17 protein-coding genes are annotated in these 14,684 nt (G+C 74.4%); 8 read left to right on the top strand and 9 right to left on the bottom strand.

All coding sequences use genetic code 11. From position 1 onward, the window contains the following. Positions 1–54: 54 nt before the first annotated feature. The 5 genes from AMIR_RS19975 to AMIR_RS19955 all read left to right on the top strand — a co-directional run bounded on the left by AMIR_RS19975 (position 55) and on the right by AMIR_RS19955 (position 4,278). Positions 55–504: a type 2 periplasmic-binding domain-containing protein gene (locus AMIR_RS19975; protein ID WP_041836893.1), complete on the top strand. Its 450-nt coding sequence runs from the start codon at positions 55–57 to the stop codon at positions 502–504. 24 nt (positions 505–528) lie between these two features. Next, positions 529–1,674 (top strand): Gfo/Idh/MocA family protein, encoded by a 1,146-nt coding sequence (locus AMIR_RS19970; RefSeq protein WP_015802760.1) that lies wholly within the window; start codon positions 529–531, stop codon positions 1,672–1,674. Then, on the top strand, positions 1,671–2,813 hold the full coding sequence (locus tag AMIR_RS19965) for a dihydrodipicolinate synthase family protein (RefSeq protein ID WP_015802759.1): 1,143 nt from the start codon (positions 1,671–1,673) through the stop codon (positions 2,811–2,813). The genes AMIR_RS19970 and AMIR_RS19965 overlap by 4 nt, the downstream gene beginning before the upstream one ends. Further along, positions 2,810–3,619, top strand: coding sequence for a sugar phosphate isomerase/epimerase family protein (locus AMIR_RS19960; protein ID WP_015802758.1), 810 nt, complete (start codon positions 2,810–2,812; stop codon positions 3,617–3,619). The genes AMIR_RS19965 and AMIR_RS19960 overlap by 4 nt, the downstream gene beginning before the upstream one ends. Positions 3,620–3,696: 77 nt before the next feature. Beyond that, positions 3,697–4,278 (top strand): TetR/AcrR family transcriptional regulator, encoded by a 582-nt coding sequence (locus AMIR_RS19955; protein WP_015802757.1) that lies wholly within the window; start codon positions 3,697–3,699, stop codon positions 4,276–4,278. Positions 4,279–4,328: 50 nt separating this feature from the next. Here AMIR_RS19955 and AMIR_RS19950 read toward each other — a convergent pair whose 3' ends face one another. Further along, positions 4,329–5,519 (bottom strand): FAD-dependent monooxygenase, encoded by a 1,191-nt coding sequence (locus tag AMIR_RS19950; RefSeq protein ID WP_015802756.1) that lies wholly within the window; start codon positions 5,517–5,519, stop codon positions 4,329–4,331. Between the two features lie 178 nt (positions 5,520–5,697). Here AMIR_RS19950 and AMIR_RS42810 point away from each other — a divergent pair, with 178 nt between their 5' ends. Then, entirely contained in the window at positions 5,698–6,558 is an 861-nt protein-coding gene (locus AMIR_RS42810; RefSeq protein ID WP_143760806.1) for an SMP-30/gluconolactonase/LRE family protein, read from the top strand. A gap of 73 nt (positions 6,559–6,631) precedes the next feature. On the opposite strand, the gene AMIR_RS19940 is transcribed toward AMIR_RS42810, so the two are convergent. From AMIR_RS19940 to AMIR_RS43245, 7 genes are all read right to left on the bottom strand, one after another. Further along, positions 6,632–7,384: a thioesterase II family protein gene (locus AMIR_RS19940; RefSeq protein ID WP_015802754.1), complete on the bottom strand. Its 753-nt coding sequence runs from the start codon at positions 7,382–7,384 to the stop codon at positions 6,632–6,634. A gap of 248 nt (positions 7,385–7,632) precedes the next feature. After that, entirely contained in the window at positions 7,633–8,100 is a 468-nt protein-coding gene (locus AMIR_RS19935; protein WP_015802753.1) for a hypothetical protein, read from the bottom strand. Positions 8,101–8,214: 114 nt separating this feature from the next. Further along, positions 8,215–8,868, bottom strand: a complete 654-nt coding sequence (locus tag AMIR_RS19930; protein ID WP_015802752.1) for a response regulator — start codon at positions 8,866–8,868, stop codon at positions 8,215–8,217. 25 nt (positions 8,869–8,893) lie between these two features. Next, positions 8,894–10,039, bottom strand: a complete 1,146-nt coding sequence (locus AMIR_RS19925) for a sensor histidine kinase (RefSeq protein WP_015802751.1) — start codon at positions 10,037–10,039, stop codon at positions 8,894–8,896. Positions 10,040–10,064: 25 nt separating this feature from the next. Then, positions 10,065–10,460: a hypothetical protein gene (locus tag AMIR_RS40430; protein ID WP_015802750.1), complete on the bottom strand. Its 396-nt coding sequence runs from the start codon at positions 10,458–10,460 to the stop codon at positions 10,065–10,067. An 87-nt stretch (positions 10,461–10,547) separates the two neighbouring features. Further along, positions 10,548–10,850: a hypothetical protein gene (locus AMIR_RS39345; RefSeq protein ID WP_162945421.1), complete on the bottom strand. Its 303-nt coding sequence runs from the start codon at positions 10,848–10,850 to the stop codon at positions 10,548–10,550. Then, positions 10,805–11,686: a toll/interleukin-1 receptor domain-containing protein gene (locus AMIR_RS43245; protein WP_015802748.1), complete on the bottom strand. Its 882-nt coding sequence runs from the start codon at positions 11,684–11,686 to the stop codon at positions 10,805–10,807. The genes AMIR_RS39345 and AMIR_RS43245 overlap by 46 nt, the downstream gene beginning before the upstream one ends. A 165-nt stretch (positions 11,687–11,851) precedes the next feature. Here AMIR_RS43245 and AMIR_RS19910 point away from each other — a divergent pair, with 165 nt between their 5' ends. Beyond that, complete coding sequence (locus AMIR_RS19910) at positions 11,852–12,289, top strand: DUF1028 domain-containing protein (protein WP_015802747.1); 438 nt, start codon at positions 11,852–11,854, stop codon at positions 12,287–12,289. Between the two features lie 4 nt (positions 12,290–12,293). Next, positions 12,294–12,839 (top strand): AAA family ATPase, encoded by a 546-nt coding sequence (locus AMIR_RS19905; protein ID WP_015802746.1) that lies wholly within the window; start codon positions 12,294–12,296, stop codon positions 12,837–12,839. A gap of 45 nt (positions 12,840–12,884) precedes the next feature. Here AMIR_RS19905 and AMIR_RS19900 read toward each other — a convergent pair whose 3' ends face one another. Beyond that, positions 12,885–14,558: an alpha/beta hydrolase gene (locus AMIR_RS19900; RefSeq protein WP_015802745.1), complete on the bottom strand. Its 1,674-nt coding sequence runs from the start codon at positions 14,556–14,558 to the stop codon at positions 12,885–12,887. Between the last annotated feature and the right edge of the window lie 126 nt (positions 14,559–14,684).

The following is a 14,684-nucleotide window of genomic DNA, read 5'->3' as shown; positions in this document are numbered from 1 at the left end:
GAGCAGGTCAGGGAGATCTACCGGTCCGGCACCCGCGCCGCCTTCGAGGAGACGGTGCTGGAGAGGGGGCAACCGGCGCACGACTCCGAGACCGACTGCGAGCCCAAGGGGGACGGGCAGATCTTCTGCGAGAAGGGCGCGACGAACGACCTGCTGGTCGCGGTCGCCACCAAGCAGTGGGCCGTCGGCTACTCGGAGCTGGAAGCGGCGAGGAAGGCGGCCGAGGTCTACCCGCAGCTGCGGATCGTCACCCTGGGCGGGGTCGACCCCGACGACCCCGACACCGCGAAGGACTACCCGTTCCGCGCCAAGGAGTACTTCTACACCAAGGGCAAGCCCGCGGACGGCGCCATCACCCAGGCCTTCATCGAGTGCGCGACCAGCCCCGCCGGGGTGCGGGTCGTCGCGGAGCTGGGGTTCGGGAACCGACCCCGGCCCTGCCGAAGGCACCCGCTCGGCAGTCTTGTCACCGCGACCGCCCCGCACCTACCGTCACCCTGGTAAACGCTTTCCAAGGAGGCGCGAACGATGGCAGCGCGAAGCCTGGGCGTGGTGATGAACGGGGTCACCGGGCGCATGGGGTACCGGCAGCACCTGCTCCGCTCGGTGCTCGCGATCCGCGAGCAGGGCGGCGTCCCGCTCTCCGACGGCTCGCGGGTGCAGCTCGAACCGGTGCTCGTCGGGCGGAACGGGGCCAGGCTCGCGGAGATCGCCGAGCGGCACGGGCTCACCCGGTGGACCACCGACCTGGACTCGGCGCTGTCCGACGACGGCTGCCCGCTGTACTTCGACGCGCAGCTGACCTCGGTGCGCGAGAAGTCCATCGTGCGCGCCCTCGACGCGGGCAGGCACGTCTACACCGAGAAGCCCGTCGCCGAGACCGTCGAGCAGGCGCTTGAGCTCGCCCGGCTCGCCGAGGCTGCCGGGGTGAAGAACGGGGTGGTGCACGACAAGCTCTACCTGCCCGGACTGCTCAAGCTCAAGCGGCTGGTGGACGGCGGGTTCTTCGGGCGGGTGCTGTCGGTGCGCGGCGAGTTCGGCTACTGGGTGTTCGAGGGCGACTGGCAGCCCGCGCAGCGCCCCTCCTGGAACTACCGGGTGGAGGACGGCGGCGGCATCGCCGTGGACATGTTCTGCCACTGGAACTACGTGCTGGAGAACCTGTTCGGCCGCGTGGAGGCGGTCACCGCGCGGGTGGCCACGCACGTCGACCAGCGGGTGGACGAGCGCGGCGAGACCTACGCCGCCACCGCCGACGACGCCGCCTACGCGATCTTCGAGCTGCCGGGCGGGGTGATCGCCCAGGTCAACTCCTCGTGGTGCGTGCGCGTGCACCGGGACGAGCTGGTCGAGTTCCAGGTCGACGGCACGCTCGGCAGCGCCGTCGCCGGGCTGCACCGCTGCGTCGTGCAGTCCCGCGCCACCACGCCCCGGCCGGTGTGGAACCCGGACGTCCCGGAGCCTGCCTCGTTCCGGGACCAGTGGCAGGAGGTCCCGGACAACGCCGAGTTCGACAACGGGTTCAAGGCGCAGTGGGAGCAGTTCGTCCGGCACGTCGTGGAGGACGCCCCGCACCCGTACGACTTCCTGGCCGGGGCGAGGGGCATCCAGCTGGCCCGCGCCGGGCTGCGCTCCTCCGACGAGGGGCGCCGGGTCGAGCTGGAGCGGTTGTGAGCGCGAAGGTCGTCCTGCCCGGCGGGCGGGTCCACGTGCTGCGCGAGCCGGTCGCGCGGGTCGTCTCGGCCGAGCCGTTCCTGACCAGGGTGGCGTTCGCCGCCGCGCACGTGGTCGCGGACCCGTTGGGGGACAACACCCCCGGCGCGCCCGCCGCGATCGACTGGGACGCCACGCTCGCGTTCCGCAGGCACCTGTGGGCGCACGGGCTGGGCGTCGCCGAGGCGATGGACACCGCGCAGCGGGGCATGGGCCTGGACTGGGCCGCCTGCCGCGAGCTGATCCGGCGCAGCGCCGCCGAGGCCGGGCGCGGGCGGATCGCGGCGGGGGCGGGGACCGACCACGCGGACGGGGTGTCCGATGTGGACGGTGTGCTGCGCGCGTACGCCGAGCAGGTCGAGTTCGTGCAGTCCACGGGCGCGCAGGTCGTCGTCATGGCGAGCAGGCAGCTGGCGCGCGTCGCCACGTCGGCGCGCGACTACCGGTGGGTCTACGACCGGCTGCTGCCGCAGGTCGAGCGGCCGGTGATCCTGCACTGGCTGGGCGCCGCGTTCGACCCGAGCCTGGAGGGCTACTGGGGCGGCGCGGACGTCGGTGAGGCCACGGAGGCGTTCCTGGAGCTGGTGCACGAGCACCGGGACCGGGTCGACGGGGTCAAGGTGTCGCTGCTGGACGCCGGGCACGAGCGGGCGCTGCGCGCCGCGCTGCCGGAGGGCGTGCGGCTGTACACCGGCGACGACCACCACTACCCGGAGCTGATCCTGGGCGAGGACGGGCGGGCCAGCGACGCGCTGCTGGGGGTGTTCGCGGCGATCGCGCCCGCCGCGTCGGCGGCGTTGCGCGCCCTGGACGAGGGGGACACCGCGACCTACCTGGCTCAGCTGGAGCCCACGCTGCCGTTGGCGCGGCACGTGTTCGCGCCGCCGACGTTCTACTACAAGACCGGGATCGCGTTCCTGGCCTGGATCAGCGGGTTGCAGCCGGGGTTCACCATGGTCGGCGGGCTGCACAGCGCGCGGTCCGTGCCGCACCTGGTGCAGGCGTTCCGGCACGCGGACGCCGCCGGGCTGCTGCCCGACCCGGAGCTGGCCGCGCACCGGGTGGCGCTGCTGCTCGACGCGGCGGGGGTCGCCCGGTGAACCGGCTCTCGCTCAACCAGAAGACGGTGAACGGGCTCGGGCTGGCGCATGCGGTCGAGGTGTGCGCCAGGTTCGGCATCGGCGCCATCGGGGTGTGGCGGGAGCCGCTGCACGAGTTCGGCGTCGAGCGCGGCGTGGAGCTGGTGCGCGGGTCCGGGTTGCGGGTGTCCTCGCTGTGCCGGGGCGGGTTCTTCACCCGGCCGGACCGGGCCGAGGTGATCGCCGACAACCGGGCCGCGATCGACGAGACCGCCGCGCTGGGGGCCGAGTGCCTGGTGCTGGTGGTCGGCGGGCTGCCCCGGGGGTCCCGCGACCTGGCGGGCGCCCGCGAGCGGGTGCGGTCGGTGCTCGCCGAGCTCGCGCCGTACGCGGCGGACCGGGGCGTGCTGCTGGCGCTGGAGCCCATGCACCCGATCTACTGCGCCGACCGGGGGGTGCTGTCCACCCTCGGGCAGGCGCTCGACCTGGCCGAGGAGCACGAGCCCTCGGTGGTCGGGGTCGTCGTGGACACCTTCCACGTGTGGTGGGACCCGGACCTGGCCGCGCAGGTGGCGCGGGCCCGTGGCCGGATCGCCTCGTTCCAGGTGTGCGACTGGATCACGCCGCTGCCCGCCGACGCGCTGCTCGCGCGCGGGGTCATGGGCGACGGGCACGTGGACTTCCGCGCGGTCGCCGACCTGGTCGTGGCGGCCGGGTACGGGGGCGACGTGGAGGTGGAGATCTTCAACGCCGAGCTCTGGGCGAGCGATGCGGACGAGGCGGTCGCGCTGGTCAGGGACCGGTACGACCGGCACGTCGGGTTGTAGCGGGGGACCGGGCGGTCCACTGTGGAGGGTGCGCGCGGCGTAGTAGGCTGCCGCGCGGACTTCTTCCGGAGGTGGCGGTGACGGCGAGCAGGCCAGGGGGACGGTCGGCGCGGGTGCGCGGTCAGGTGCTGGCCGCGGTGCTGGAGCTGCTGGCCCGCGACGGGCTGCGCGGCCTGCGCTACGAGGAGGTCGCGGAGCTGGCCGGGGTGCACAAGACCAGCGTGTACCGCCGGTGGCCCACGCGCGACGCCCTGGTCGCCGAGGCGTTCTCCGACTTCGCCGAGCGCAACGCCCCCCTGCCCGACACCGGTGACCTGCGCGCGGACCTGGTGGAGTACCTGTGCGCGCTGGGCGCGGTGGCGGGCAGCCCGCAGGGGCGGGCGCTGAACGCGCTGCGGTGGGCCGGGATCAGCGAGGAGGGCGAGCTGCGCGAGCTGCTGCGGGGGGTGTGGACCGGGCGGTTGGAGTCGTTGCAGCGCAGGCTGGACCGCGCGGTGGCGGACGGGCAGCTGCCCTGGGCGGACGCCGAGCTGCTCGACGGGCCGCTCGCCGGGGCGGTGCACCAGCACGCGCGGTTGGGCGGGGAGTTCACCCGCGCCCGCGCCGAGCTGCTGGTGGACGTGGTGCTGGCGGGCATCCGGGCGGTTCCGGGGCCCTAGCGGCCACGCGCGGGCCCCGGCCGGGTGTTCCGGGGCCGCGCGCGAGGCGTCTAGAGCCGTGCCAGGCGAGCGTAGTCCGGCAGCTCCAGCGAGTTGATCGCGTGGTTCTGCTCGGGCGCCGGGTCGCCTTCGGGCGGTGACGTCAGCATCGTGTTGCGGGCGGCCAGGGCCTCCCCGGTGCGGGGGACCAGCCTGGCCGCGCCGTTGTCGGCGAGCCCGTGGTTGAGGTCCGCGTAGTCGCGCACCACCTCCCGGTAGGCGGCGAACGCCTCGGTGTGCGTGGCGCGGGTGGCCAGTTCGCCGGCCAGCACGTACGCGCCGACCAGCGCGAGGCTGGTGCCCTGGCCGGTGGGGAACGACGGGGCGAACGCGGCGTCCCCGACCAGGGCCACCCGGCCGCGCGACCAGGTGTCCATCCGCACCTGGCAGACCGAGTCCGCGTAGACGTCGTCGGCGCGGTCCAGCGCGGCGAGCAGGTCCGGCACGATCCCGGCGCTGCCCGCGAACGCCGCCCGGACCGCCGCCACGATCTGCTCGGTGGAGCTGCGCGCGGTGGCCAGCGGGCCCTCGGCGGTCGTGGTCAGGAAGCCGTGGGACAGGCCGCTGCCGTCCGGGGCGTAGATCGCGGCGATGCGGCCGGGCGCGTTCTGCATCCGGGCCTCCCGGACCATCGAGTCCGGGGTGGGGATGGTGAAGCCCGCGAAGCACAGGCCCAGCGGGCGCAGGAAGTCCGACTCGTCGCCGAACACCAGGCGCCGCACGGGGGAGTGCAGGCCGTCCGCGCCGACGACCAGGTCGAACACCTCCTCCCGCCCGCTGGCGAAGGTGACGTGCACGTCGTCGCCCCGGTCGGTCAGCGCGGTGATCGACTCGCTGAAGCGGTAGTCGACGTCGTTCCCGGTGCTGGCGTGCAGCAGGTCGGTGAGCAGGCCCCTGGGGACCTCGATGTCGCGGCCCTCGGAGCCCCCGGTCATGGTCAGGGGGTCGATCTCGGCGAACGGCTCGCCCCCGTCGGTGAGGAAGGTGATGCGGCGCAGGTCCACGTGCGCCTCGGCCGCGGCGTCCAGGACGCCGGTGCGGCGGAGCGCCTCGACGGCGGGGCCGCGGACGTCCACGGGGTAGCCGCCGGTGCGCAGGCCCTTCGCGCGCTCGACGACGGTGACCCGGAAACCGGCTCGGGTGAGCAGGTTCGCCAGCGCGGGGCCGGCGATCCCGGCTCCGGAGATCAGGACGGTGGTCATGGGGGTTCTCCCGGTGGGGTGGGAAGATCGGCAGCACTAACGCAACCAAATGTAGCGTTAGTTTCGCCGGGGCGCCACGAAGGGGTCAACGGGGTGTTCCGGTGTTCGGGCGGGGGAGCTGGTGTCCGCCCTCGTCGTCGGGGTATGCCTGGGGGACGACCGCATGGAGGTGGCCGCGATGACCGCACTGCTCCCGAACTTCGACACCGCCGTGGTGGCCGAGTGGCCGCCGGGGACGTTCGTGGAGAACCTCGCGCCGGGCGGGCGCGGGCGCTGGCTCGTCACGCTGCCCTCGCACCGGCGCGTCGACGTCGTCCAGCCCGACGGCGCGCACCGGCCGCTCGTCGAACTCCCCCACCCGGCCACCGGGATCGCGCCGGTTCCCGGTGGCGCGCTCGTGCTCACCGGGCCGCTCGGCGAGGCCGGGTGGCGGCTGCTGCGGGTGGGGACCGAGGCCGGGGTCCGGGAGGTGTGCGAGCTGCCCGACCTGCGCTTCGGCAACGGCATGGCGTGGGCGGGGAACGAGCTGCTGGTCGCGGACTCGGCGCTGGGCGCGGTGTTCGCCGTCGACCCGGAGAGCGGGCGCGCGCGGGTGTGGCTGCACCACGAGCTGCTCGCCAGGCAGGACCCGCGCTCGCCGTTCCCCGGCGTCAACGGCGTCTCGGCGCACGCCGGACAGGTGCACCTGACCAGCACCGACCGCGGGCTGCTGCTGCGCTGCCCGGTGGACGCGGCGAACCCGGCCGCCGAGGTTGAGGTCGTGGCCACCGGGGTGTGCGGGGACGACCTGGCCGCCACCGACGACGGGGCGTTGTGGATCGCCACGCACACCGGGGACAGCGTGGTGCGCAGGCTGCCCGGCGGTGAGCTGGAGGAGGTCGCGGGGGTGCGGCAGGGCGCGGCCGGGGCGACGGCGGTGGCCGTGGACCCGGAAGCGCCGGAGGTGCTCTACGCGACCACGAACGGGGGCATGACGCGCTCGCGCGGACGGGCCCCCGGACCGGGGCGGCTGCTGCGGATCAGCCCCAGGGCGCGGTGATCGAGGGCGCGGTGGCGGGGCGCGGTCGGCGAGGGCGCTGGTGCTCGCCTGCCGCCGCCCCGTCACCCCGCGCTCAGAGCGCGGCCTTGAGCGCGCGCTCGATCCGGTCGCCCACGGCCCTGGCCTGCGTGGCGATGAAGAAGTGCCCGCCGGGGAACACCTCCAGCTGGAACGCGCCCGTGGTGTGCGGCTCCCAGGCCGCGGCCTCCTCGACCGTGGTCTTCGGGTCGGCGTCGCCGGTCAGCACGGTCAGGTCGGCCGCGATCCGGCGGTCGGGCGGGCAGCGGTAGGTCTCGATCGCGGTGTAGTCGGCGCGGATCGCGGGCAGCGCCATCCGCATCAGCTCCTCGTCGTCCAGCAGCGCCGAGTCGGTGCCGCTCAGCGCGCGCACCTCGGCCAGGACGCCCCGGTCGTCCAGCAGGTGGACCTGCTCGTCGGCGCGGGTGTTCGGGCCCCTGCGGCCGGAGGCGACCACCTCGCGCGGGCCCGCGCCGTCGCGCTCCAGGCGCACCGCCGTCTCGAACGCCAGCGCCGCGCCCATGCTGTGCCCGAAGAACACCGTCGGCTTCGCCGGGAGCCCGCGCAGCACGTCCGCGACCAGGTCGGCCAGCCGCTCCAGGTCGTCCACGCACGGCTCGAGGCGCCGGTCCTGGCGGCCGGGGTACTGGAGCGCCACGACGTCCCAGGACGGGCCGAAGCGGGCCGAGAGCGGGTGGTAGTAGCTCGCCGAGCCGCCCGCGTGCGGGAAGCACACCAGCCGGACGGGCGCGGTCGGGTTCGGGTGGTAGATGCGCGCCCACCGGGCTGCGGTCTCGTCAACGATCACCGGCTCGCGGTCCTCTCGTCGGGGGCCTGCCCCGGATCGGAGGGCGGCCCCGAGTCATGATCGGGGGAACGGTACCGCCGCTCAGGGCGTGGACCCCGGTGAACCGCCGGGTCTGAGGGGGTGGTCCGCAGGGTTGTGGGGGCCCCTACCGGTGCTGGTCAGGGCCGCCGCGGCGCGGGCCGGCGGGGTGACGGCGGCTGCGCCACCCCGAAGCCGCCGCCCCGAAGCCGCCGCCCCGACGGGCGGGGTCAGCCGAACAGCAGGTAGGGACCGATCACGTCGCCGCCGGGCGCGAGGTCCGTGGCGGGGCCGTCGTCGACCAGGAGCGCGAAGTGCAGCGCGACCGCGTCGGCCGCCCCGCGACCGGCCCGGCACAGGGCGTCGACCAGGTCGGGCAGGTGCGGGGCGCCGCGCAGCAGGTGGGCGCGTTCGAGGACGACGGCGAGGTCGGTCTCGCCGGGCCAGTCGCCGTGCGGGTGGCGCAGGGCGTCGGCCAGCGCGGGCCAGCAGTCCGGGGGGCCGGGGAGGTCGAGCAGGCGGGTGAACGAGGCGAACGCGGCGGCGGCGTCGGACAGGTCGGCCGAGTCGACGTGCCTGACCACGCCGCCGTCCTCGCGCAGGCGGGAGAGCTGCGCGGGCACCAGCGGGGCCTCGCGCGGGGCGCAGACCACCCACGGGCTGGTGCGGCGGGTGAGGTCGAACGGTTCGAGGGGCACGGCTCCTCCCTCAGACTCCCCCTGGCGTCGCGCCTCGGGGGCTCCACGGCGGACCCAGCGTCCCACCGGTTCCGGGTTCGAGCCACCCGGACGGGGCAGCGGCCACGCGGCCGGTCAGCGGACCAGGCCGTCCTCCCACATGCGGATCGCCACCTCGGTGCGGTTCCGGGCGCCCAGCTTCTGCTGCACGCTCGTCAGGTGCGACTTCACCGTCGACAGGGTGATCGACAGGCGCTGCGCGATCTCCGCGTTCGTGCCGCCCCTGGCCACCGCCAGCGCCACGTCCAGCTCGCGCGCCGTCAGCGGCGTCGGGGTCGTGGGGCGGGTGCGGGGGCCGCCGTCGCGGGCGAAGTCGCGCAGCAGGCGCGTGGTGATCTGCGGCGACACCAGCGACTCGCCGCGCGCGGCCACGTGCACCGCCTCCACCAGCAGGCGCGGTCCGGCGTCCTTGAGCAGGAAGCCGCACGCGCCCGCCCGCAGCGCGGCGTGCAGGTTCTCGTCCAGGTCGTAGATGGTCACCACGACCACCCGCAGCGGGTCCGGCACGCCCGGACCCGCCAGCAGCTCCGTCGCCCGGATGCCGTCGACCTTGGGCATCCGCAGGTCCATCAGCGTCACGTCCGGCCGCAGCTGCCTGGCCAGGCGCACCGCCGCCTCGCCGTCCGGGGCCTCGGCGACGACCTCGATGTCGTCCTCCGCGTCCAGGATCAGCCGGAAACCCGTGCGCACCAACGTCTGGTCGTCGGCGATCAGCACCCGCAGCGCCACCCCGGCCCCTCCCCGTCCACGCCCGTCACAGCCCTCTCGGCGCGGTCGTCGGCAACCGCGCGCCCACCCGCCACCGCCCGCCGTCCTCCGGGCCCGCGCTCAGCTCGCCGCCCAGCGCGCTCACCCGCTCCCGCATCCCGACCAGGCCGAACCCGCCCGCGCCCGGCTCGCCCGCGCCGTCGTTGACGACCTCCAGCAGCCAGTCGCCGCCGTGCCTTCGTGCGCTCACCACGACCTCGGTGGCGTCCGGGGCGTGCTTGCGGGCGTTGGTCAGGCACTCCAGCACCACCCGGTGCACGGTCGTGGACAGCTCCGGCGGGACCTCCGCGCCCGCCACGTCCTCGGCCAGCTCCACCCGCGCGTTCCGGGTGTCGCCGACCGCCGACCGCACCACCTCGCCGAAGTCCGCGCCCGGCCGGGGCACCGCGTAGTCCGGGCTGCGCAGCATCCCGACCACCCGGCGCATCGCGGCCAGCGCGTCCGAGCCCGCCGCCTCGATCTCGGCGAACACCTCGTCCGAGCCGCCGAGCACGCGGGCGGCCTGCGCGCGCACCACCACGCCGCTCACGTGGTGCGCCACCAGGTCGTGCAGCTCGCGCGCCAGCTGCATCCGCTCGCTCTCGCGCACCCGGTCCAGCTCGGCGCGCTGGCGGGCGTCGGCGTCGCGCAGCAGCAGCCCGACCGCCATGCCGCCCGCCCACAGCACGGTCACCGGCACCGCGAGCAGCGCGAGCGGCTCGCCGACGCCGTAGCGGGCCACCGGGGCGGCGGAGACGACCAGGAGCGCGGCGACCGCGAGCGGTCCGGCGCGCCGGGCGGGCAGGCGGCGGCACACCGCGCCGACCAGCAGCGCCACCGCGACGGACTCGGCGGCGACCGGCTCCGGGGTGGCCTCGGGGACCAGGGAGCGGAACAGGGTGCTGGCCGCCGAGACCGCCAGCGCTGCCAGGGCGAGCGGGGCCAGGTGGTGCGGGAAGCGGCGGCGCAGCGCGGCCAGCACGGCGGTCGCGCTGCCCGCGGCGGGGGCGGCGGTGGTGAGCAGCGAGGCGGTGACGCCCCTGGGGAGCGGGTGGAAGCGCAGCGTCAGCACCAGGTCGACCACGACGGCGCCGAGGAGCGCCGCCACCTCGGCGGCGAGCACTCCCCGGCGCGCGGGCGCTGCGGCAGCCATACCGGTGATCATCCCGGAGGCCGGGTCACGACGCGCGCCGGACGCTCGCGAAGTAGGCGTTGGAGTCGGGCGAGTAGGCCGCGAGCACGGCGGCGGCGGAGATGCCGAGCAGGCCGTACTGGTTGAGGCCGTTGTCGGACATGGTGAAGACGGATGCGGCTTCGAGGACGGTCATGACGGTGATGACGACCCTGGCCCAGTTCTTGCCCGCCTTCACGCGGAAGGCGAGCCAGAGGTAGAGGGCGGCGAACAGGCCGCCCACGACCATGAGGAAGGTCCGCTCGGCGGGTTTGTCGGCGAGGGCGTCGGAGGTGGCGGCTCCGGCGAGGGTGACCAGGCTCATGGCGGTGCTGATGAGGAGGAGGACGAAGGCCAAGACGAGGGTCTTGGGCGGGGTGGTGGTCGTGGGTGAGGTGGTCATGGGGAGAACGCTAGGGAGGGGTGGGAGTGGGTGCAGGGCAAGGAGGGGAAGAGTGGACCTTCGACGGAGGGCCCTAGTACTCGCGGACTAGGGGGTGGGGTTCTTCATCTTGGCGACCAGGCGCTCGACCAGTTCCTCGGCGACCGCTGCGGTGTGCGCGCGGACCTCGGCGGTGGTCAGCGATTCGTCGGCGGGCAAGTGGACAGCGCCCTGGAGCATCGAGAGGAAGGCGCGGTTGCTGGTCACGTCTTCCCTCTTTCCCACGTTCACCATCGACGCGGGATCCAGCCCGATAGTGGGGGCTATTTCGGCTGGTGCGGGAGCATCCAGGTCGAGGAGCGTCATCAGCAGTTGGTGGACTGCTGCGACACTGTCATCGGGCACGAGCACGTAGCCGAGGTTGCCCCGAGGCACTGGAACCCACCCTGAGCGTTGGCCATTTCGGAGAATGGCAAGCCCGCCAGCGTCACCATGGGCGACAACGACTCCGTCCCCTTCCCATACCTCTGTCTGCTGCCCGGCGACGAAGTCGCTGAGCGAGTCGCGCAGAGCGCGCAACCGATGGGCGGGCAGCGCTGCTCCTCCAACGGGTGGGAGGTGCACCTCGATGTAGGCGGACTGCTGTGAAACGTGCCGCCTGCCTGAAGCCATGATCTTTGAGCGCCAGACCACCTGGGCAGCTTCGGGTAGAACTCGCCAGTTGGGGGTTTGTCCTCAGGCAGCTCATCTGGGGGCAGCACGGGAACGTCGCCCAACGGGGGTGGCGCCAGACGGGGCTGCTGGGTGATCACCCGCAGCAGAGCCTCGACTCCGTCTGATGTCAGAGCGTCGACGCGGTAGTGGCTCGCGGTGTAGGGCTGGAGGAAGTCGGGGAGTTCATCGACGCTCCTTCCGGGAAGCAGAACAGGGAGGATGCGTCGTGTCCAGGTGCCCCGGTCGCGGTAGAGAAGCTCGCGGAGGAGTGCAGCCTCCTGCTGAAGGCCGCGGCTGCGATCTGGCGTGCCATTGCCATCGCCTGCCGCGCGGTAGTCCGGTGAGGCGATGACGAGCGTGTAGTCGGCGGAGGTGATGTTCCTCTGCATCCACGCTGGCCAGTCATGCCGCTCCGTCACCCACTCGTCCAGGCGTGTCGTGATGCCGTTCTGCACCAGGATGCGGGCCAGTCTGTGCACGGCCTCCTTGTGCTCGGGGGAGTCGTGGCCGTAGGAGATGATGACTTCTGGCATGGTCCTGTCGCTCGCTTCGGCCTGCTGGTGGGGACAACTCCATGATCCTCAGGACTTCTTGCCTGGTCAACGCTCGATCCGGTGATCCGTGGATGACTCCGGTCGGTTAAGCGATTGCGGGCGGGCTGGGCGCCTTCCCATGATCGGGGCGTCACTTGTTCGACCGTGGCGCGTGACGAGCGGACCTGGTGCTTCGGGGTCGCGGTGCAGAGCGGGGTGCCCGCGGTGGGGACCAGGGTGCCCGCCGCGCTCGCCGGGGTCGGGGCGGTGGTGGTGCAGGCCGGGAGTGAGTTGACGTGGCGGGAGTCCTTGCGCGGGCTGTTGGGGAGCGGAGCGTGGGGCGTTGTCCACGGGAACGCGGACGATCCGGTGATCGACCTGCGCGTTGACGGCTCGCGCGACCAGCTGGGGGACCTGGGCCGGTTGTTGACCGTGGCGCGCGCCCACCGGCGCCTCGTCCGGTCCGCGATGGCCGGGGTCGCCGAGGTGGAACCGAAGGCGCTGCGGTGGGCGCGGGTGTCCGCCGAGCGCGCGGCCCGCGAGGGGAACCCGCACGCCGCGGCGCTGCTCGACCGGGTGGACCAGCCCCCACGGGTACGGTGAGCCGATGCCCCGACTCGTCCACCTGAACGGACCGCCCGGCATCGGCAAGTCCACCCTCGCCGCCCGCCTCGCCGACCGGCACCCTGGGACCCTCGCGCTCGACGTCGACGCGCTGCACCGGTTCGTCGGCGGCTGGCAGGACCCGGTGAGCGACACGTGGGCGGCGGTGTGGCCGCTGGCCAAGGCGATGGCGGTCGCGCACCTGGACGGTGGGCGGGACGTCGTGCTGCCGCAGTACTTCGCCGACGCCGAGGAGATCGCCGGGTTCGAGGCGCTGGCGCGCGGGCGTGGCGCGGACTTCCGGGAGGTCGTGCTGCTGGACGACCGGCACGCGGCGATCGAGCGGTTCCAGCGGCGGGCCGCGGGCAGCGACGACCCGTGGGTGCGCCACCAGCACCAGCTGGTGCAGGAGCGCGGGGGAGACGCTGAGCTGGCGGCCATGCACGACGCGCTCGTCGCGGTCACGCTGCGGCGCCCCGACGCCGTCGTGGTGCCCAGCAGGGCAGGCGCGGTCGAGGAGACCTACGCGCTGCTGGTGGCCGTGCTGTGAGGTGGGCGCGTCCCGCGGCGGCGGCTCGGGACGCGCCCACCGCGCTCAGCGCCGGAAACCGGCGCCGATGCGCTCCTGCACCCCGGCCCGCAGCGCGGGATCGCCGGACGGCGCCGACCCGGCCGTCATCGGGGCGCTCACCGCGTCCCGGACCGGACCGTCCGCCGGGAACACCCGGTCCTCACCGGGCAGCGGCAGACCGGGGCAGGTGATCCGGCCCGGCCGCGAGTCGCGCAGCAGGAACACGTTCACCGCGCCGTCCACGCACGGGTTGCCGTCCACCACGTACTGGCCGTGCGTGGTGGAGTCGGCCACCTGCACGAAACCGACCCCTGGCGCGGCCCGCACGGCGGCGCGGGCCTGCTCGTAACCGGTCTGCGGGTCGAACTCGGACTGCACCACCAGCACCCGGTCCGCCACCTGCGGCGGCAGGGTCGGCAGCTGCTGGCGGGGGGCCTCGCTCCAGTGGCCGCACGCCTGCCACAGCCCGTACGCCCAGCCGAACACCGGCCACCTCGGGCCCTGCCGGTCGCTCAGCGCCTTGTTCTGCGCCGCCGTCCTGGTCACCTCGTCGCCGCAGGTCACCGCGTAGTACGTGCCGGGGTACGAGGTGTAGTCCGCCAGCTCCTCGGCCACCTTCGCCGGCGTCAGCCCGCCCAGCGGCACGCCGAACTCGCGCACCGACACCTCGTCCAGCCGCGCCCGCAGCGCCTCCGGGACCTCGGGCTCCTCGCCCAGCGCCGCGACCAGGACCGCCGCCGACAGCAGCCAGACCAGCTCGTTGCCCATGCCGACGAAGATCCGGTCGTACGCGTCCGGCGCCACGCCCTGCTCGGCGTACACCTTCCGCGCCCGCTCCCACGCGCCGCGCGGGTCGTCGCCCACCGCGTCCGGGAACTGCCTGGCCAGCCACGGGAAGTACTGCTGCGTCAGCTGCCGGTCGCCGATCTCCGGCCACGCCTCGAACGCCGCCTGCAACCTGCCCTGCCAGTTCACGCTGGAGTCCAGCACGACCTTGCCGACCCGGTCCGGGAACAGCGACGCGTACTTCGCGCCCAGCCACGAGCCGTACGAGTACCCCAGGTAGTGCAACCGCTCCTCGCCCAGCAGCGCGCGCACGAGGTCCACGTCGTGCGCGGTCTGCCAGGTGGTGACGTACGGGGTGCGGGCGTCGCTCTGGCAGGACTCGGCGACCGCCCTGGGCTCCTTCGCGTGCTCGGCGAGGCTGGCCGCCGAGCGGTCCCGCGCGTCGAGCGGCCCGGTGGGCAGCCGGTCGGTGGGCACGTCGCAGGTGAACGCGCTGCCCGCGACGCCCTGCTGCCCGGTGCCACGCGGGTCCATGCCGATCAGGTCGTACGCCCCGCCCAGGTCCGGCGCGAGCGCGGCCAGATCGCCCGCGAGCCCGGTGCCCTGGCCGCCGGGTCCGCCGGGGTTGACCAGCATCGCGCCCCTGCGCTCGCCGGTCGCCCGGCTCCGGCTGATCGACACCTCCAGCTCCGCGCCGGAACCGGGGTCCGCCCAGTCCCTCGGCACGGTGATCAGCGCGCACTCCAGCGGCGCGGTGGGGGTGAACGCGCACTCGCCCCAGGTGACGGCCTGGTCCGCGTACTTCCCCGCCGGATCGACCGGATCGACCGGATCGGCCGGTCCGGCGTGGGCGAGTGGCGCGGCGGTCAACGCGAGCGTCGCCGCCAGGAGAACGGATACCTTGTTCCGCAAGGGTTTCCCCCTCGTCCGGGTGCGGATGTCCGGTGCCCACCCTGGTGCGCTGACCCCGGCGGGCGCGTCGTCCGCGCGGACGAGATCCGCCGCCCGGTCCAGTACCCGAGGGGGTGGTGGCGGTGA

Source organism: Actinosynnema mirum DSM 43827 (assembly GCF_000023245.1).
Taxonomy (GTDB): Bacteria; Actinomycetota; Actinomycetes; order Mycobacteriales; family Pseudonocardiaceae; genus Actinosynnema; species Actinosynnema mirum.
The sequence above is the reverse complement of the archived record's forward strand: the minus strand, read 5'-3'. Positions and strand labels throughout refer to the sequence as shown.